General features: G+C 72.5%; 16 protein-coding genes. 12 read left to right on the top strand and 4 right to left on the bottom strand.

Annotated elements, in window-relative coordinates:
• Window positions 1-152: 152 nt before the first annotated feature.
• The 5 genes from DN051_RS07075 (at window position 153) to DN051_RS07055 (ending at window position 6,927) form a co-directional block, all read left to right on the top strand.
• The gene (locus DN051_RS07075) at window positions 153-911 is read left to right on the top strand and encodes a (2Fe-2S)-binding protein (protein WP_112438265.1); all 759 of its coding nucleotides are present in this window, start codon (window positions 153-155) and stop codon (window positions 909-911) included.
• Window positions 912-948: 37 nt separating this feature from the next.
• On the top strand, window positions 949-2,103 hold the full coding sequence (gene glgA / locus DN051_RS07070) for a glycogen synthase (RefSeq protein WP_112438264.1): 1,155 nt from the start codon (window positions 949-951) through the stop codon (window positions 2,101-2,103).
• A 130-nt stretch (window positions 2,104-2,233) separates the two neighbouring features.
• Window positions 2,234-3,454, top strand: coding sequence for a glucose-1-phosphate adenylyltransferase (gene glgC / locus DN051_RS07065; protein WP_112438263.1), 1,221 nt, complete (start codon window positions 2,234-2,236; stop codon window positions 3,452-3,454).
• Window positions 3,455-3,983: 529 nt separating this feature from the next.
• Window positions 3,984-5,345, top strand: coding sequence for a wax ester/triacylglycerol synthase family O-acyltransferase (locus DN051_RS07060; RefSeq protein ID WP_112438262.1), 1,362 nt, complete (start codon window positions 3,984-3,986; stop codon window positions 5,343-5,345).
• Window positions 5,346-5,451: 106 nt separating this feature from the next.
• The gene (locus tag DN051_RS07055) at window positions 5,452-6,927 is read left to right on the top strand and encodes an SDR family NAD(P)-dependent oxidoreductase (RefSeq protein WP_053762564.1); all 1,476 of its coding nucleotides are present in this window, start codon (window positions 5,452-5,454) and stop codon (window positions 6,925-6,927) included.
• 12 nt (window positions 6,928-6,939) lie between these two features.
• Here the strand turns inward: DN051_RS07055 and DN051_RS07050 are convergent, their stop codons facing one another.
• Window positions 6,940-7,134, bottom strand: coding sequence for a hypothetical protein (locus DN051_RS07050; protein WP_053762565.1), 195 nt, complete (start codon window positions 7,132-7,134; stop codon window positions 6,940-6,942).
• A 123-nt stretch (window positions 7,135-7,257) separates the two neighbouring features.
• On the bottom strand, window positions 7,258-7,818 hold the full coding sequence (locus DN051_RS07045; protein ID WP_112438261.1) for an HD domain-containing protein: 561 nt from the start codon (window positions 7,816-7,818) through the stop codon (window positions 7,258-7,260).
• A gap of 473 nt (window positions 7,819-8,291) precedes the next feature.
• On the opposite strand from DN051_RS07045, the gene DN051_RS45740 reads away from it, so the two are divergent.
• Together DN051_RS45740 and DN051_RS07040 are read left to right on the top strand one after the other, a co-directional pair.
• Window positions 8,292-8,462: a hypothetical protein gene (locus DN051_RS45740; RefSeq protein ID WP_199314898.1), complete on the top strand. Its 171-nt coding sequence runs from the start codon at window positions 8,292-8,294 to the stop codon at window positions 8,460-8,462.
• A 51-nt stretch (window positions 8,463-8,513) separates the two neighbouring features.
• A complete protein-coding gene (locus DN051_RS07040; RefSeq protein ID WP_112438260.1) occupies window positions 8,514-8,996 on the top strand; it encodes a GNAT family N-acetyltransferase in 483 nt (160 codons plus the stop codon).
• Between the two features lie 19 nt (window positions 8,997-9,015).
• Here the strand turns inward: DN051_RS07040 and DN051_RS07035 are convergent, their stop codons facing one another.
• The gene (locus DN051_RS07035; protein WP_112438259.1) at window positions 9,016-10,362 is read right to left on the bottom strand and encodes an amidase; all 1,347 of its coding nucleotides are present in this window, start codon (window positions 10,360-10,362) and stop codon (window positions 9,016-9,018) included.
• 175 nt (window positions 10,363-10,537) lie between these two features.
• Window positions 10,538-11,548 carry a LacI family DNA-binding transcriptional regulator gene (locus DN051_RS07030; RefSeq protein WP_053762569.1) on the bottom strand — a complete coding sequence of 337 codons (1,011 nt, stop codon included), beginning with the start codon at window positions 11,546-11,548 and terminating at the stop codon, window positions 10,538-10,540.
• Between the two features lie 260 nt (window positions 11,549-11,808).
• On the opposite strand from DN051_RS07030, the gene DN051_RS07025 reads away from it, so the two are divergent.
• The 5 genes from DN051_RS07025 to DN051_RS07005 are packed head-to-tail and all read left to right on the top strand — an operon-like array spanning window position 11,809 to window position 18,220.
• The gene (locus tag DN051_RS07025) at window positions 11,809-13,101 is read left to right on the top strand and encodes an ABC transporter substrate-binding protein (RefSeq protein WP_112438258.1); all 1,293 of its coding nucleotides are present in this window, start codon (window positions 11,809-11,811) and stop codon (window positions 13,099-13,101) included.
• Window positions 13,102-13,107: 6 nt separating this feature from the next.
• A complete protein-coding gene (locus DN051_RS07020; protein WP_053762571.1) occupies window positions 13,108-14,001 on the top strand; it encodes a carbohydrate ABC transporter permease in 894 nt (297 codons plus the stop codon).
• Complete coding sequence (locus tag DN051_RS07015) at window positions 13,998-14,912, top strand: carbohydrate ABC transporter permease (protein WP_112438257.1); 915 nt, start codon at window positions 13,998-14,000, stop codon at window positions 14,910-14,912. The genes DN051_RS07020 and DN051_RS07015 overlap by 4 nt, the downstream gene beginning before the upstream one ends.
• A 33-nt stretch (window positions 14,913-14,945) precedes the next feature.
• Window positions 14,946-16,211: a glycoside hydrolase 5 family protein gene (locus tag DN051_RS07010; RefSeq protein ID WP_112438256.1), complete on the top strand. Its 1,266-nt coding sequence runs from the start codon at window positions 14,946-14,948 to the stop codon at window positions 16,209-16,211.
• Window positions 16,208-18,220, top strand: coding sequence for an endo-beta-N-acetylglucosaminidase (locus DN051_RS07005; protein ID WP_112438255.1), 2,013 nt, complete (start codon window positions 16,208-16,210; stop codon window positions 18,218-18,220). Before DN051_RS07010 ends, DN051_RS07005 begins: the two co-directional genes overlap by 4 nt.
• Window positions 18,221-18,245 lie beyond the last annotated feature (25 nt).

The raw sequence follows: 18,245 nt of genomic DNA, 5'->3' as shown, positions 1-18,245 counted from the left end.
CTTCTCGCGCTGTTCCCGTCGTCGTCCCTGAGCACGCAATACGTCCTACTGCCGATGGAGTACGACCGGCCCCCGGTCATCCCCAAGGTGGGTGAACCGGTACGGGTACCCCCGGCCGCGATCCCCTAGGGGACTTGGTACTACTGCACTTCGTGGACCTTGCACCCGATCTCGCCGCCCTGAACGCGCTCGGCGGCTTCTTCGTCCTGCGCACCACCGTGGACCCCTCGGCCGGCCCCGCGACGGCCCTGCCCACCCTCGGCCGGGCCTACGCCGGCACCACGGCGGACGACCGGGATCCCCTGGCGGACCCCATGGGGTTCCGTGTCCGGAAAGTGGCGACGGCCCTGCGCGCTCCCGAGGCGCGGATCGCCGCCTCGATCGCCCATCTGGGGCTCGCGGCACGGCTGTGGTCCACGGCCCTGGGCTGCGCCGTGCTGTACGGCCGGATCCCGGACCTCGACCCGCGGCTGCTGCGCTGGGACCCCGACGCCGGCGCGCCCGACGACCTGTGGCTCACCGAGGTGCGTTCCCTGCCCGCGGACGCGTCGACGGTGGCGGATGTCGTGGTCGACGCCCATCTGGCCCCGCTCGAGGCCCTGCTGCGCACCCGTCACGGGCTGGCGTCCGGTCTGCTCCGGGGCAACGCCGCGTCGGCGCTGGCGGGTGCCGTGCGGGAACTGGACCGCTGGGCGCGCGCCGCAGGCCGTGCCGAGGCCGCCGCCCGGACCCGAGCACTGGCCGGCGAGCTCCTCGCCCGCCCCCGGCTCGCCGGAACCGGCACCCTGGAGGGCACCGCGTTCCGGCGCCGCAGCTGCTGCCTGTACTACCGGGTGCCCGGCGGCGGGCTGTGCGGCGACTGCTGCTTCACCCGGCCCCCGGGCCCTTCCCCGCGCGCCGCATCTGGGTGACCATGAGGGAACCAGCCACTGAGACAGGGGGTTCCGGGTGCGAGTGGGACTGCTGACCCGGGAGTACCCCCCGGACGTCTATGGCGGCGCCGGGGTCCATGTCGAGTTCCTGGCGCGGGAGTTGAGATCTCTTGTCGATCTCGACGTGCACTGCTGGGGCGAGGGCCGCGCGGACGGCGTCGTACGCCACCGGCCCTGGTCCGCGCTGGACGGCGCCAACGACGCACTGCGCACCTTCTCGGTCGACCTCTCGATGGCCGCCGCGCTGGCCGACCGCCAACTCGTCCACTCGCACACCTGGTACGCCAACCTCGGCGGCCATGTCGCCAAGCTCCTGCACGGCGTGCCGCACGTGATGACGGCGCACTCCCTGGAGCCGCTGCGCCCCTGGAAGGCCGAGCAACTCGGCGGCGGGTACGCCCTGTCGAGCTGGGCGGAGCGCACCGCGATCGAGGCCGCCGACGCCGTGATCGCCGTGTCCGGCGCCATGCGCGCGGACATCCTCGCCTGCTATCCCGCGCTCGACGCGGCCCGGGTCCACGTCGTGCACAACGGCATCGACACCGATCTGTACCGGCCGGACCCCGGCACCGACGTCCTGACCCGCATCGGCATCGACCCGGCCCGCCCCTACGTCCTGTTCGTCGGCCGTATCACCCGGCAGAAGGGCGTGCCCCATCTGCTGCGCGCGGTCCGGGACATCGACCCGGCCGCACAGGTGGTGCTGTGCGCGGGCGCGCCCGACACCCCCGAGATCGACCGCGAGTTCCGTGAGCTGCACCGGGAGCTGAGCCGCGGGCGCGACGGGGTGCACTGGATCCCGCGGATGCTGCCGCGTCCGGAGGTCGTCCAACTCCTCACGCACGCGGCCGTGTTCGTGTGCCCCTCGGTGTACGAACCGCTGGGGATCGTCAACCTGGAGGCGATGGCCTGCGGCACCCCCGTCGTGGCCTCGCGGGTGGGCGGCATCCCGGAGGTCGTCGAGGACGGCAAGACGGGCGTACTGGTGCCGGTGGACGACGACTTCGAGAGGGGTCTCGCCCGAGCGCTCGACGACGTGCTGGGCGACCCGGAGGGGGCCCGGAGCATGGGCGAGGCGGGACGGGAGCGCGCCGTGGGGGAGTTCGGCTGGGACGCGGTCGCGCGCTGTACGGCCCGGCTCTATGCGCAGGTCCTGGAAGGAGGCCGGTGACGGAAGCGGTGCGCGTCCGGTCCCGAGGCGGATCGTCCGGCGCGGCCGGCTTCGAACGGGAGATCCTCGAACAGGCTTAGTCGGCCCCGCCGGGGGCAGTCATGGGTCAACCAGGGTGAGGGGAGCGACCATGCGTCGTGGCGGACCTTCGGTGCTCGGAATCGTACTGGCGGGCGGAGAGGGCAAGCGCCTGATGCCCCTGACCGCGGACCGCGCGAAACCCGCGGTCACCTTCGGCGGCATGTACCGTCTCGTCGACTTCGTCCTCTCCAACCTCGTCAACGGCGACATCCTGCGCATCTGCGTCCTGACGCAGTACAAGTCGCACTCGCTGGACCGGCACATCACCACCACCTGGCGGATGTCCAGCCTGCTCGGCAACTACATCACGCCGGTGCCGGCCCAGCAGCGGCTCGGCCCGCGCTGGTACCTGGGCAGCGCGGACGCCATCCTCCAGTCGCTGAACCTGATCCACGACGAACAGCCCGAGTACGTCGCGGTGTTCGGCGCCGACCATGTGTACCGGATGGACCCGCGGCAGATGCTCGCCCGGCACATCGAGTCCGGCGCGGGCGTGACGGTGGCCGGGATCCGCGTGCCGCGCTCCGAGTCGTCGTCCTTCGGCGTCATCACCCCGGGCTCGGACGGCAGCACCGTCGAGCGGTTCCTGGAGAAGCCCGCCGACCCGTCCGGCCTGCCGGACGATCCCGACCGCGTGCTCGCCTCCATGGGCAACTACGTCTTCACCACCAAGGTGCTGCTCGAGGCGCTCCAGCGGGACGCCGAGGACCAGAAGTCCGTGCACGACATGGGCGGTTCGATCCTGCCGCAGCTCACCGAGCGGGGTGAGGCCCACCTGTACGACTTCGGCGAGAACCACGTGCCCGGCGAGACCACCCGCGACCGGGGCTACTGGCGCGACGTCGGCACCCTCGACGCGTACTACGAGGCCCATATGGACCTCATCGCCGAGCGGCCGGCCTTCAATCTCTACAACCGCAGCTGGCCGGTCTACACCCACTCCAACCAGCTCTCGCCCGCACGCTTCAACGCGGGCGGCATCGCCGGCGAGTCGATCATCAGCGCCGGGTGCCTCATCCGGGGGCAGGTCATGCGGTCGGTGCTCTCGCCGGGGGTCGTGGTCGACCCGGGAGCGGTGGTGCAGGGGTCGGTCCTGCACGACAACGTCCACATCGGGCGCGGCGCGGTGGTGCGCGGCGCCGTGCTGGACAAGAACGTCGAGGTTCCGCCCGGCGCCACGATCGGGGTGAACGCGGACCGGGACGCGGCGCTGTACACCGTCTCCAAGGGTGGGGTGATCGCGCTGGGCAAGGGCCAGCGCGTGTCGTAGCCCGGCCGTGTCGTAACCCGGCCGCCGCGGAGCGGACGGCCCGCGGCAGGGGCGCCGTGGAGCTGGACGCGGGGCGCCGGGGGGCGGACCGCAGGCGCGGACCGGTGGCGGAGGCGCCGGGGGACGGGCCCGCGGGTGTCGTGCGGCCGAGGCCGGGGGTGCCGTGGGACCGGTTTCGGAGGTGTTGCGCCGCCGAGGCCAGGTGGGACCGGGCCGGCGCGTCGTGGGACCGGGCGGAACCCGCGGCGCGGTCGAGACCTGCCCCGCCGCCGTGGCGTGCGGCAGCCGCCGCGCGGACGCTCCGGCGCGGCGCGAGCGCGCCCGGACACGCCGGACCCGGCCTCCGTTCATGCCGATACGAGGCTCTGACCTCGTCACTCCGTACCCTTACGTCACATAAGTCCCACCCCTTTCAGGAAGGCCTGGACTTAATCTGCTGTTAACTGAGCGTAGCCTGATCGTACTTGACCGTAATCGTCCGAGAGCGGTTGACTGCTGGCCCACCCCGTCGTCGTTGCGAGGCAAGCCCTTGACTCCTGACCTGCTCGCACCACTGGATCTGGCGTTCTGGAACATCGAGTCCGAGACGCACCCCATGCATCTCGGCGCGCTCGGCGTCTTCACGACCCGCACGCCCACCGCCGGCGCCCATGCCGCGGACCTGCTCGCCGCGCGGGCCGCCGCGGTGCCCGGTCTGCGGATGCGGATCAGGGACGTGTGGCGGCCGCTCGACCTGCGGCAGCCGTTCCCCTTCGGCCTGCGCCGGCCGCTCGCCTTCGGCGGCGCGGCCCGGGAGCCCGCCCCCGACTTCGACCCGCTCGACCACGTCCGGCTGCACGCCCCCACCGCCGACTTCCAGGCCGCGGCGGGCCGGCTCATGGAGCGCCCGCTGGAGCGCGAGCGGCCGCCGTGGGAGGCGCACGTCCTGCCCGGCGAGGACGGCACGTCGTTCGCCGTGCTGTTCAAGTTCCACCACGCCCTGGCCGACGGCCTGCGCGCGCTGACCCTGGCCGCCGCGGTCCTGGACCCGGTCGACCTGCCCGCGCGGCGTCCGCGCCCCGCCGAGCCGAGGCGCGGTCTGCTGCCGGACGTGCGCAGGCTGCCCGGGCTGCTGCGCGGCACCCTGTCCGACGTGGGCCGGGCGCTCGACATCGGCGCCTCCGTCGCGCTGTCCACCCTGGGCGTGCGCTCGTCGCCCGCCCTGGCCTCGGAGTCCTCGGGCACCCGCCGCACCGCCGGTGTGGTGCTCGACCTCGACGACGTGCACCGGGTCCGCAAGGCCGTCGGCGGCACCGTCAACGATGTGCTGATCGCCGTCGTCGCGGGCGCCCTGCGCCGCTGGCTGGACGAACGCGGCGACGGCAGCGAAGGGGTCGCGCCGCGCGCCCTGATCCCCGTCTCCAAGCGCCGCCCCCGTACCGCGCACCCACAGGGCAACCGGCTGTCCGGTTACTTGATACGGCTTCCGGTCGACGACCCCGACCCGCTGAGCCGCCTGGGCGCGGTCCGTACCGCCATGGACCGCAACAAGGACGCCGGGCCCAACCGGGGCGCGGGTGCCGTCGCGCTGCTCGCCGACCATGTACCGGCGCTCGGCCACCGGCTCGGCGGCCCGCTGGTCGGCCAGGCCGCCCGGCTGTGGTTCGACATCCTGGTCACCAGCGTGCCGCTGCCCGGCCTCGGCCTGACGCTCGGCGGCAACCCGCTCACCGAGGTCTACCCCTTCGCCCCGCTGGCCGGCGGCCAGTCCCTCGCGGTCGCCGTGTCGACGTACCGCGGGCGGGTCCACTACGGCCTCGTCGCCGACGCACGGGCCGTCCCGGACCTGGACCGGTTCGCCCAGGCGGTGTCCGACGAGGTCGAGACCCTGATCAAGGCCTGCGGCCCCTGATCATGACGGGTTTGGCGGTGCCGCCCGGCGCTCCGTAAACTCGGCCGTTCGAAAGCTGGCGCGACCGGAGCGCCGCGAGGCACAGATCCAGGGAACGGCAGCGGCGATGACGGTGACAGAGGACGGTTCGGCGATCACGGACGCGGTGGTGCACGGGCCCGGTATCGACCCCGAGCGGCTGGCCGTCTGCCTCGGCGTGCTGGAGGAGCTCGACAAGCTGGACGTCGACCACCCGGACGCCATCGTGGTGCGCCGGGCCACCGCGGGTGTCTACCGCACCGTCAAGCAGCGGCGGCGGCAGGAGCGCCGGGCCGCCAAGACCGCCAACGACAAGGCGGTCACCGAGGCGACCGCGACGGGTTCGGCCCAGCGCATCGACGACGAGACCGAGGGCGTCCTGCCCTCGTCCCTGACCTCCGAGGGCCAGATCGCGGGGATACTCCAGCGCCCCCGCTCCTGCTACGTCTGCAAGACCCGGTACGTCGAGGTCGACTACTTCTACCACCAGCTGTGCCGGCAGTGCGCCGCCGAGAACCGCGCCAAGCGCGACGCGCGCGCCGACCTCACCGGCAAGCGCGCGCTGCTCACCGGCGGCCGGGCCAAGATCGGTATGTACATCGCGCTGCGGCTGCTGCGCGACGGCGCCCACACCACGATCACCACGCGGTTCCCGAACGACGCCGTCCGCCGCTTCAAGGCCCAGCCCGACAGCGCGGACTGGATCCACCGGCTGAAGATCGTCGGCATCGACCTGCGCGACCCGGCCCAGGTCGTGGCGCTCGCCGACTCGGTGGCCGCCGAGGGCCCGCTGGACATCCTGATCAACAACGCGGCGCAGACCGTACGGCGCTCCCCGCAGGCCTACAGCGAACTGGTCGCCGCCGAGTCCGCCCCCCTGCCCGCCGGTGAGCTGCCCGCCGCCGAGGTGATCGGCACGTTCGGCTCCGGCGCCGTCGCGGCGCTGCCGGTGGCCGGCGGCGGCATGCTCACCGCGCAGGACGTGACGGACCTCGCGCTGGTCTCCGGCTCCGCCTCCCTGGAGCGCATCGCGGCCGGCACCGCGATCGACGCGGGCGGCCTCGTCCCCGACCTGCACGACACCAACAGCTGGATCCAGACGGTGGACGAGGTCACGCCGGTGGAACTGCTGGAGGTCCAGCTCTGCAACTCCACGGCGCCGTTCATCCTGATCAGCCGCCTGCGCCCGGCGATGGCGGCGGCCCGGGCCGGACGCGCGTACGTCGTGAACGTCTCGGCGATGGAGGGCGTCTTCGCCCGCGGCTACAAGGGCGCCGGCCACCCGCACACCAACATGGCCAAGGCCGCGCTGAACATGCTCACCCGGACCAGTGCCCAGGAGATGTTCGACCAGGACCGCATCCTCATGACGGCCGTCGACACCGGCTGGATCACCGACGAGCGCCCGCACCCGGACAAGATCCGCCTCGCCGAGGCCGGCTTCCACGCCCCGCTCGACCTGATCGACGGCGCGGCCCGGGTGTACGACCCGATCGTGCGCGGCGAGGCCGGCGAGGATCTGTACGGCGTCTTCCTGAAGGACTACGCACCCGGCAAGTGGTGACGCCGGCGAGCGTCAGAAGCCGTCGTAGGCGCTGCCCGCGAGATCCGACCAGGCGAGGCCGACCAGCAGCGCCGCCACGCCGATGAGCAACGCGCCCACAGCCAGGGCGTAGAAGAGGACGAGGCGGGAGAGATCCCGCTGGTCCGCCATCGTGCGCCGGGAGCGCGGAGGGCGCGGCGGGGGCGGGGGAGGGCTGGTGTCGCTCATGTGTGCCACCTTCCTCGCGGCGGCCTGCCGGAGCGTCCGGTCCCGCGTACCGGAAGGGGCCGGGCGGCAGGCACTCACCCCATGATCCCACCGAGCGCCCGGCCCGGCATCGTGGGCCTGTCGTCAGTCGACGGCGCCGAGCCGCGCGTTTCGCGCGGCCGCGAGTTCCAGGACCGTGCGCCAGTCCTCCAGCACCCCCGCGTCCAGACCGACGACCTTGCCCGCGTCGTCGGCCTGCCGCAGGGTCACCGCGTCGTCGGCGAGCGGGTCACGCTCGAACGCGGCCGCCTCCGCGCGGCTCATCGCGCCCCCCTGCCTGGCCATGGTCAGCGCGCTCTGCGGGGACAGGGCGCGATCCGGGGACACCGCGGCCAGGTAGCGCTTCGCGGCCACGTGCAGGCGGACGAGCCGGGCGACCCGCTCACCGAGCAGGGCGCGCACGGCGTCGGCAGCGTGGTCGGCGTGACCGGCGCCGTCGCCCGGCCGCAGGGCGTGGCCTATGTCGTGCACGAGCCCCGCGATCTGGAGTTCCTTGTCCGCGGGCCGACTTCGGCGCAGCAGCGCGGCCGTCTGGAGCGCGTGGTCGTGCAGGTCGACCGGGTCGCCGGAGCGGTCCGGCGTGTCCCAGACGCCGCGGCAGGCGTACAGCAGTTCCATCAGTTCATCGACGCTGCGCAGCTCCATGCGTCAGTCCTCCCGCCGGACAGGCCCTTGCCGGACGTCAGGAGACCATGGCCGCCTTGCGAATCGGCCAACGGGACTTGAACTGCGTGACCACCCGACAGCCGTCGGGCGTGGACGTGTTCGCTCGGGTAGGCCATCCGAGTGAGCCACAAAAGAGTCCATTGGATGACAAATAGGTGTAAATTTCCCTTGATTGCACACGCGGGGACTTCAGATAGTTACCCGCAGTTTTCAGCCCCATCGAGCAGGCCCCCGCTCATTTGGTTAATCTGGGTCGGACGGACAGCAGCAACGGGTCGCCACCCACCCACCGTCCGTTCCGGGACAAGCCGTTCCACCACGGCCCGCTCTCACTCGACCGACCGACGCCACCGCGTCCGATCAGCACAACGCCAGACCCGACGGGCGTCGGACAGCGGACCGCAGACCGGCCGGCGTGCCCCGAGGGTGACCCGACACATAAGGAGTGCGCGGTGACACCGGAGAAGACGAATCGCGAACAGCGCCCCAAGGAACGCACCGAACGTGCGCGCCGCCCCGGCGAGATCGGCAGCCTGGACGTGTGGGCCCGTTCCGCCCCGATCCGCCTGGCCGGCTACGAGGACGACCTCGCCGAGCCGCACATCCTGCCCAGCGTGGACTGACTCCGTTCCCCTCGCGATCGCCGACCGCATGGGCGTGCCACACTCACGCCCATGCTGATCAGGGAAGCAACGGCCGAGGACTGGCCGAGCATCTGGCCCTTCTGGCACCGCATCGTCGCCGCCGCCGAAACCTACGCCTGGGACCCGGACACCTCCGAGGAGGCCGCCCGCGCCCTGTGGATGAGCCCGGCCAAGCGCGTGTACGTCGCCGAGGACGACTCCGAAGCCGTGGTCGGCTCCGCCTACCTCACTCCCAACTACGGTGGCCCCGCCGCCCGGATCGCCAACGCCGGCTTCATGGTCGACCCCGACCGCGCCGGCCGCGGCGTCGGACGCGCCCTGGCCGAGCACGTCCTGTCCGAGGCCGCGGCCCACGGTTACCGGGGCATGGTGTTCAACGCCGTCGTCGAGACCAACCCGGCGGTCGCGCTCTGGACCTCCCTGGGATTCACCGTCCTCGGCACCGTGCCCGACGCGTACGACCACCCCCGGCTCGGCCCCCTGGGCCTGCACATCATGTACAAGGCCCTGTAGACGAACGCGGCGCCGCGGCTCACCGTTCCAGCGGCGCCGTCCGCGGCCAGGGGCGCGCGGCCTCCAACTGGGCGGCCAGTTCCAGCAGTTCCGCCTCCGCCCCCGGCCGTCCCACGAGCTGCACGGCGCACGGCGCCCCCGAGGGCAGCGTGCCCAGCGGCACCGACATGGCGGGCCGGCCGGTCAGGTTCCACGGCGGCGTCATCGGCGAGTAGGCGGTGTTGGCCGCGATGTTGCGCAGCCAGCCCCGCTCGTGCCACGGCCCGGCCTTGGGGGAACGGCGGGCCAGCGCCGGGGTGAGCAGCACGTCGTACTCCGCGAAGAACGTATCCATTCGGCGGCGCAGCGCCGCGCGGGCCGTGCCGCCGCGCACGGTCCGCTCGAAGCGCCGCCCGACGGCGGCGTGCACCCGGGTGCGGCGGGTCAGCAGCCGCCGGTCCAGCCCCCGGGCGTCGACGGACGTGCCCGCCGTCCAGTGGGCGAGCGAGGTGAGGCCCAGCGACAGCGGGTACGGCGGGTCGGCGCGGCGCACCTGGTGCCCCGCTTCGATCAGCAGGCCGGCCGCCTCGCGGGCCGCGATCGTATACGGTCTGCCGATCGTGACCCCGGCGAGCGGGCTGCGCAGCGAGACCGCGATGCGGTGGACGGCCGGCTCGGCGGGCCGTACGACCTCGGTGTCCGCGAGGACGGACAGCATCAGCCGGGCGTCCTCCACGGTCGTCGCCAGCGGCCCGTTCTCCGACATGCCGAACCAGTCGCCGTCGCCGATGCCCGCCGGGACCACTCCGAGGCCCGGCTTGACGGTGACGACACCGCAGTTGGCCGCCGGGATGCGCAGCGAGCCCATGCCGTCGTTGCCCAGCGCGACCGGTACCAGGCCGGCGGCGACGGCCGCCGCGCTGCCACCGGACGAGCCGCCCGCCGTGCGCGTCGTGTCCCACGGGTTGAGGGCGGTGCCGTGCACGCCCTCGGTGGTGCCGAACACACACAGCTCCGGCACGTTCGTCAGCCCCACGACCACCGCGCCCGCCGCCCGCAGCCGGGCCACGGTGACATGGTCCTGCCCGGACGGGGTGTCGGGTGTCGCGGCCGAGCCGATCCGCATGGCCTCGCCGCGCACCGCCAGGTTGTCCTTCACGGCCACGGGCACTCCCGCCAGGGGGAGTTCGGCCAGGTCATCGCGGGCGCCCACCTCGTCGGCCTCCGCGAGCGCCGCCTGCGCCCGGACCGTACGGAAGGCGCCGATCCGGCCGTCGATCCGCTCGATCCGCGCGAGGTGCTCGGCCACCACCTCCCGCGCGGTGACCCGCTTCTCGTGCACGGCGGCGGCGATCTCGACGGCGGTCCGTCCGACCCAGCTGGTCACGGGCGCTCCTCGGGCATGGTGGGCCTACTGGTGAGTACGTGAGGAGAACTCTGCCCGGACGGGCGCACGGCGTCGAGGGGGCGCGGGGTTCGCGGCGCGTCGGGCGGGGCCGTGCGAGCCGTCGCCGCCACCGGCGCCCACGGGGGTGGACCGGCCCCGCACCGCCGCGCCGGCCTCAGTCCCGGCGCGCCCGGCCCGTGCTCTCGCGTTCGATGAGTTGCGGCACCGGGACCCGGACCGTGCGCGCCGGACCGCCGTCCAGCAGTGCCGTGAGTTCCGTGGCCGCCGTGCGGCCGAACTCCACGCTGTCCCGGGACAGCGCGGACAGCCACGGTCGGACCATGCGGCACAGCGCCGAGTCCTCCCAGGCGACCACCGACACGTCCGCCGGTACCGAGTAGCCGAGTTCGGCCGCGGCGGCGACCCCGGCCACGGCCATCACGTCGTTGTCGTAGATCAGGGCGGTCGGGGGAGCCGCGGCGGCCAGCACCCGGCGGGTCACCGCGGTGCTCTCCGCGTCCGAGTAGTCGGTGGTCACCGACCGCACCTCGGTCAGCCCGCGCCGTTCCGCCTCGGCGCGCAGGGTGCGGATGCGCCGCTCGGTGTGCGCGAGCCCCGCCAGTCCGGCGATGTGCACGATGCGCCGGTGGCCCAGGGCGTGCAACTCGCCCACGACCGAGGTCATCGCCCCGCCGTCGTCCGCCCACACCGTGGACAGACCGGGATGGCGCTCGTCCGGCGCGCCGCCGATCACCACGGCGGGCAGACCGAGTTCGTCGAGGAGGTCCGGGCGGGGATCCTCGGTGCGCAGGTCGACGACCAGGACACCGTCCACCCGGTGCTCGGCCCACCAGCGCCGGTACACCGCGCACTCGTCGGCGACGTCCTGCGCGACCTGGAACAGCAGGCCGAGATGACGCTCCGCCAGCACCTCCTGGATGCCCGACACCAGTTGCAGGAAGAAGGAGTCCACCCCCAGCGTGTGCGCGGGCCGCGCCAGCACGAACCCCACCGTCGCGGCCCCCTCGCCGGACAGCGCGCGGGCCGCCGTGCTGGGCCGCCAGCCCAACTGCTCGGCGACGCGCCGCACCCGCGCGCGGGTGACCTCGGAGACCCCGGGCCTGCCGTTGAGCGCGAACGACACCGCGCTCTCGGATACCCCGGCGCGCCGCGCGATGTCCTTCATCGTCGGACGGCGCGCGGGCGACCGCTTGCCTGACACCCCTGATCCCCATTCGGTCGGTGCAGTCACTAATGCGCTTGAGTGATCTCACTCTAAAGCGCATTAGTGATCCGCCGCAAGAACTCATCGGCACTTCTCTGACCAGCGCGTATGTCCAACTAATGAATTTAGCTGAGCAGAATCCATTGACTTCCCGCGGACCGCACGGGCAAGGTCTGGCCCGGCGCCAATCCGATCACTTCCTCGTAAAGGAGCCCGGTACCGTGCGCATCTCCCGCAGAGTTCTGGCCGCCGCTGCCGCCGCCGTAGTCGTCCTGCCGCTGAGTGCCTGCGGCTCCGGGGACGGGGGCGGCGGATCCACCGACGCCTCCGGCAGGATCCAGGGCGACATCACCTTCCAGACCTGGAACCTCAGGGCCAACTTCAAGGGGTACTTCGAGGACCTGATCGCCGAGTTCGAGAAGAAGCACCCCGGCACCGACGTGAAGTGGATCGACCAGCCGGCCGAGGGCTACGCCGACAAGATCAGCGCCGACGCGGCGGGCGGCACGCTGCCCGACGTCGTCAACGTCTCGCCGGACCTCGTCGCGCCGCTGGCCGAGGCGGGCCTCGCCCTGGACCTGGACAAGGCCGCCGGGCAGTACGAGAAGGAGTACCTGCCGGGCGCCTGGGCCGGCCATCGGATACCGGGCATGTCGGGCACGTACGCCTTCCCCTGGTACCTGAACACCGGGCCGCTGTTCTACAACAAGTCCCTCTTCGAGGAGGCCGGCCTCGACGCCGGCCGGCCGCCGCGGACCTACGACGATCTCTTCGACGCCGCCCTGCGGATGGCCGAGAGCAGCGACGGCAAGGTCGCCACCCTCGCCAACGTGCCGACCGTCGAGGACTTCGGCCGCTACGGCGTGCCCCTGATGAACAAGGAGGGCACCGCCTTCACGTTCAACGACGCCAAGGGTGTCGAACTCCTCGCCGAGTACAAGGAGTTGTACGACGCCAAGGCGCTCGACCCGCAGGCGCTCACCGCGACGCCCGAGTCGTCCGGCAAGAAGTTCCTCACCGAGGCCGTCGCCATGAACCCCGGCAGCGCCCTGGACCTCGGCAACTTCAAGAAGCAGGCGCCGAACCTGTACAAGAACATCGGCATCACCGACCAGATCACCAGCACCGGCCACGTCAACATGTACGTGATGGGCGTGATGGTCAACTCCCGGTCCCGGCAGAAGCCCGCCGCCGTGGCCTTCGCCCACTTCGTCACCGACGCCGAGCACCAGATGTCGTTCGCGAAGAAGGTCGCCATCTTCCCGAGCACCGCGGGTTCGCTCGACGACCCGTACTTCACCGAGGAGGACGGCACCGACGAGACCCGGGTCCGGGTGGCCGCCGCCCAGTCGCTGAAGACCGCCGTCAACTACACGCCGGTGCTGTTCAGCGAGCAGATGAAGACCGAGCTGCGCAACGCCGTCGCCCGGGCGCTCCAGGGCAAGGAGAGCCCGCAGGAAGCCCTTGACAACGCTGTCAAGGCTTGCGACCGGCTCCTCCAGCAGCAGGGCTGAGACACGATGGCCGGCTCCACCGTCACGCGCGTACGACGTCAACTGCCCACGAGTCCCTGGCTGTTCGCCGCCCCCGGGCTCGTGATCGCCGGCGCCTTCGTGCTGTATCCGTTCGTCTCCACCGTCGTCAACGCCTTCACCGACCGGCGCACCCTGGTCCCGGGCGACTTCGTGGGCCTCGCCAACTTCCGCGAGCTGCTGCACGACGACATGTTCTGGATCGGTCTGCGCAACAGCACGCTCTACGTCCTCGGGGTCGTGCCCGCCCTGGTGATCCTGCCGCTGCTGCTGGCGCTGCTGGTGCAGAAGAACATCCCCGGCGTCACGTTCTTCCGCTCCGCCTTCTACACCCCCGTGGTCGCCTCGATCGTCGTGGTCGGGCTGATCTGGGTGTGGCTGCTCGACGAACGCGGGCTGGTGAACTCCCTGCTGGAGACGGTCGGGGCCGGCCGGGTCGGCTTCCTCAGCGACCAGTGGCTGCTCCTGCTGAGCGCCATGACCGTCACGGTCTGGAAGGGCCTCGGCTACTACATGATCATTTATCTGGCGGCGCTCGCCAACGTGCCGCGCGAACTCCACGAGGCCGCCGCGGTCGACGGCGCCGGACCGGTGCGCCGCTTCCTGTCCGTCACCGTGCCCGCCGTCCGCTCGACCATGGTCCTGGTCGCCGCGCTCTCCTCGGTCGCCGCGTTCAAGGTGTTCTCCGAGGTGTACCTGCTGGCCGGACCCAGCGGCGGGCCGGCCGGCGAGGACACCACCCTCGTCATGCTCGTGCAGCGCACCGGCACCGGACTGTCCGGCCGCGTCGGCTACGCCTCGGCCATCTCCGTCGTCGTCTTCGTGGTGACGGTCGCCCTGATGCTGCTCGTACTGCGCGCCGACCGCAGGGAGGACTCATGAGCGTCGTCGACCGGACACGTCCCCGCGAGCGGCCGGCGACCGCCGGCTCCCCGACCCGCCCCCGTCTCACCGACGAGCACGGCCGCCGGGTACGGGCCTGGGAGCTCGCCCTGCGCTATGTGCTGCTGCTCGCCGTACTGGCCCTGACCGTCGGCCCGTTCCTGTGGCAGCTGTCGACCTCGCTCAAGGGCCCCACCGAGGACATCTTCAGCTCCCCGCCGAAGTTCCTCCCGGGCGATCCGACCCTGCACAACTACGAGCGGGTCGCCGACACCATCCCCGTCTGGGACTACGCCCTCAACTCCCTGAAGGTCGCCACGGCCAACGTCGTCACCAACTGCGTCGGCTCGGCCCTCGCCGGCTACGCCCTCGCCCGGCTGCGCTACCGCGGGCGCCGCGCCGCCACCCTCGCCTTCGTGCTCGCGATGCTCGTACCGGTGGAGGGCATCATCATCGCCCAGTTCACCACCATGCGGGAGCTCGGCCTGAACAACACCCTCGTCGGGGTGGTCCTGCCGGGCTGTGTCGCCGCGCTGAACGTGCTGCTGATGCGCAACGCCTTCCTCAACCTGCCGTACGAGATCGAGGAGGCCGCCTTCGTGGACGGTGCCGACGTCTGGCAGCGGTTCTGGCGGATCGCACTGCCCTCGGTCAGGGGCACCCTGGCGGTCGTCGCGATCTTCGCGTTCATGGGGGCCTGGGACGACTTCCTGTGGCCGCTGATCGTGCTGAGCGACCCGTCCAGGTTCACGCTGACGATCGGGCTCAACTATCTGCACGGCACCTTCGCCAACGACGAGCGCCTGGTCGCGGCGGGCACGATCATCGCCGTCGCGCCGCTGATCCTGCTCTTCGCCTGTCTCCAGCGGTACTTCTTCCGCGGGGTCGGCGAGGGCGCCGTCAAGGGCTGACCCACCCGTACCACCGACCCGCGAGGATCCCGTATGCCTCCTGCCGTGCGCTTCGGCGTCAACTACACCCCGAGCGAAGGGTGGTTCCACCACTGGCTCGACTTCGATCCGGACTCCGTACGCGCCGACCTCGACTCCATCGCCGCCCTCGGCCTGGACCACATCCGGGTGTTCCCGCTGTGGCCGTACTTCCAGCCCAACCGCACCCTCGTCCGGCCGAAGGCCGTCGAACAGCTGGTCACGCTCGTCGACGCCGCCGCCGAACGCGGCCTCGACGTCAACGTGGACGCCCTCCAGGGGCACCTCAGCAGCTTCGACTTCCTGCCCGCCTGGACCCGGACCTGGCACCGGCGCAACCTCTTCACCGACCCGGACGTCCTGGACGGCCAGGCGGCCTATCTGCGCACCCTGGCCGCCGCCCTCGCCGGCCGGCCCAACTTCCTCGGCATGACACTGGGCAACGAGATCAACCAGTTCGCCGCCGGCCCGCATCCGGACCCCGACCCGGCGACCGAGGAACAGATCGACGCCTGGCTGGAGCGGATGCTCGCCGCCTGCGAACAGGGCGCCCCGGGAAGGCTCCACCTGCACGCCGAGTACGACGCGACCTGGTACCAGGACGACCAGCCCTTCACTCCCGCCCAGGCCGCCCGGCGCGGCGCCGTCACGGCCGTGCACTCGTGGGTGTTCAACGGCACCGCCCAGCGCCACGGACGCACCTCGGTACCGAGCGAGCACCACGCCGAGTACCTCGTCGAGCTGAGCAGGGCCTGGGCCGAGGACCCCCGCCGGCCCGTCTGGCTCCAGGAGGTCGGCGCGCCCGCCCCGCTGATCCCGGCCGAGCACGCCGGGTCCTTCACCGAGGCGACCGTGCGGCACGCCCTGGACTGCCCGGACCTGTGGGGCATCACATGGTGGTGCTCCCACGACGTCTCCCGGAGCCTGGCCGACTTCCCCGAACTCGAATACGGCCTGGGCCTGCTCACCAACGACCGCCGGCCCAAGGACGCGGCGCGCGCCCTGGCCCGCGCCGCCCGCACCCGGCACCCGGTCCCCGCACCACGCACCACGGCGCTCGTCGTTCCCGCGGACCCGTCCGTCCGCTCCCGCTGCGCACCCGGAGGGCCGGTCTTCGACGCCTTCTTCTCACTCGTCGCCGACGGGGCCCGGCCCACCACGGTCCTCGACACCAACGCCGCGGACCCCGACCACCTCACCGCCCGCGGCATCACCGAAGTCGTCCGTCCCGACCAGGTACTTCCCCTCCCACAAGGAACCCACGGAGGCACCCGCTCGTGAACCCCACCCGACGCACCGTGCTGCTCGCCGGCGCCGCGGCCGCCCTGCTGCCCGGCGTGCCCGCCGCGGCCGCACCCCGCGAGGCCGCCGCGTCGCTCCAGCCGTACGCGTCCTACTGGTACCCGGACTCGCTGCCGCCGGGCACGCCGGGCACCGGCATCACCTGGCGCAGCCTGAAGGCCTGGCGCGCCGCCGACGACCCCGACCTCGCCCTGAACGCCGCCTCCGTACCGCTCGCGCCGCGCTTCACCCCCACCCCGGCGAGCCCCACCGCCCGCACCGACCAGGCCCGCATCCAGTCGCTGGTCTCCTTCGGGCCGACCTCGGGCAACCCCTCCCAGGGCTCGGCCACCGCCGACTACTACGCCCTGACCCACTGGGCCCTCATCGACGAACTGGTCTTCTGGGGCGGCTCGTCGGGGGAGGGGCTGATCCTCGCCCCCAACGCGCCGATCGTGGACGCCGCGCACCGGCACGGGGTGCGGGTCCTCGGCAATGTGTTCCTGCCGCCCGCGGCGTACGGCGGGCAGTTGCAATGGACGCGGGACCTGGTGCAGCGGGACGCCGCCGGGCGGTGTCCGCTGGCGGCCCGGCTCGTCGCCGTCGCCGCGGCGTACGGCTTCGACGGGTGGTTCGTGAACGCCGAGACAGGGGGAGGGGACGCCGCCCTCGGCAGGGACATGCAGTTCTTCATGCGGGAGCTGAAGTCGCTCGCGGCGGCCCACGGACAGCGTGTGACCTGGTACGACTCGATGACCGTGAACGGGAACGTCAGCTGGCAGGGCGCGCTCGACACCCAGAACCAGCCGTTCTTCCTGGCCGCCGACGACATGTTCGTCGACTTCCGGTGGACGCCGGGCAGCCTGGTGTCGTCGGGGCGGCTCGCGGACCGGCTGGGGCGCAGCCGGTACGAACTGTGGGCGGGTGTCGACGTGGAGGCGAACGGCTGGAACGCCTCGGTCGACTGGGACGCCATCGTGCCGACGGGCGCGCCGCACATCACCTCGCTCGGCTTCTACCGGCCGGAGTGGACGCGCAACCATCTGCCGGCCGACGGCAGGGCGCCGGCGGACTTCCACGCGGCCGACGACAGGTTCTGGACCGGGCGCTCGCTCGATCCGTCCCGGCCGGACGCCACGGACCGCTGGCGAGCGCCCGCGACGGTGGTGGCGGACCGGTCGACGGTCGTGTCGGTGCCCTTCGCGAGCGCGTTCAACACAGGGCACGGGCTGCGGTGGTACGAGGAGGGGCGGGTCACCTCGGACACGCCGTGGAACCACCTCGGGCTCCAGGACCGGTTGCCGTCGCGGCGATGGGTCGTGCGCACCGACGGCACGCGTCCGGCCGTGAACTTCGACTTCGCCGACGCGTGGCGCGGCGGAAGCAGTGTGCTGGTCGACGGCGCTCTGGACGCCGCGACGACGGTCGACGTGTACGCCACCCGGCTGCCGGTCGGTGACGACACGGTCCTCGAGCTGACGCACCGGACCGACGCGGGTGCGGTGGACGTGGAGCTCGCGGTCGCCACCGCCGAACCGAGCGCACCGGGTGCGACACCCCCGTACACCTGGCTGCCGGTGGACTCGGGCGATCGGTGGCAGACCGTGACCGTGCCGCACACCGGGCTGAGCGGAACGATCCGTTCGATCGCCGTCCGGCTCACCCCGGTCGACCCCGGCAGACCCGTCCGCTGGCGCCTCGGCGCCCTCGCCGTCCGCGCGGCGCGGCCCGGGCCCCCGGCCGCCCCCACCGCCTTCCGCGTCACCGCAGCCTCGGCCGACCAGCTGCGTTTCGGCTGGCAGCCCGCTCCGGGCGACGTCCGCCACTACACAGTGCACCGGCTCCTGCCCGACGGGACCCGCCGGTTCCTCGGCGGCACCTGTCAGCGCGCCCACCACGTCGGCGGGCTCCGTCCCGAACAGGGTGAGCGGTCGGCACGGTTCGAACTGCGTTCCGTAGGGGAGCTGTACAACGCGTCGGACCCCGTGACCGTGCACCACACCTGGTAACCACCCGCAACACAGCTACGGAGCA

Source organism: Streptomyces cadmiisoli, from assembly GCF_003261055.1.
Classification (GTDB): Bacteria; Actinomycetota; Actinomycetes; order Streptomycetales; family Streptomycetaceae; genus Streptomyces; species Streptomyces cadmiisoli.
The sequence above is the reverse complement of the archived record's forward strand: the minus strand, read 5'-3'. Positions and strand labels throughout refer to the sequence as shown.

Excerpts from the sequence above, each read along its gene's own strand:
- DN051_RS07015 (WP_112438257.1), top strand. The coding sequence starts at position 13,998 with ATGAGCGTCGTCGACCGGACACGTCCCCGCGAGCGGCCGGCGACCGCC.
- DN051_RS07055 (WP_053762564.1), top strand. The coding sequence starts at position 5,452 with ATGACGGTGACAGAGGACGGTTCGGCGATCACGGACGCGGTGGTGCAC.
- glgC (WP_112438263.1), top strand. The coding sequence starts at position 2,234 with ATGCGTCGTGGCGGACCTTCGGTGCTCGGAATCGTACTGGCGGGCGGA.
- DN051_RS07030 (WP_053762569.1), bottom strand. The coding sequence starts at position 11,548 with ATGAAGGACATCGCGCGGCGCGCCGGGGTATCCGAGAGCGCGGTGTCG.
- DN051_RS07010 (WP_112438256.1), top strand. The coding sequence starts at position 14,946 with ATGCCTCCTGCCGTGCGCTTCGGCGTCAACTACACCCCGAGCGAAGGG.
- DN051_RS07045 (WP_112438261.1), bottom strand. The coding sequence starts at position 7,818 with ATGGAGCTGCGCAGCGTCGATGAACTGATGGAACTGCTGTACGCCTGC.
- DN051_RS07050 (WP_053762565.1), bottom strand. The coding sequence starts at position 7,134 with ATGAGCGACACCAGCCCTCCCCCGCCCCCGCCGCGCCCTCCGCGCTCC.
- DN051_RS07040 (WP_112438260.1), top strand. The coding sequence starts at position 8,514 with ATGCTGATCAGGGAAGCAACGGCCGAGGACTGGCCGAGCATCTGGCCC.
- DN051_RS07020 (WP_053762571.1), top strand. The coding sequence starts at position 13,108 with ATGGCCGGCTCCACCGTCACGCGCGTACGACGTCAACTGCCCACGAGT.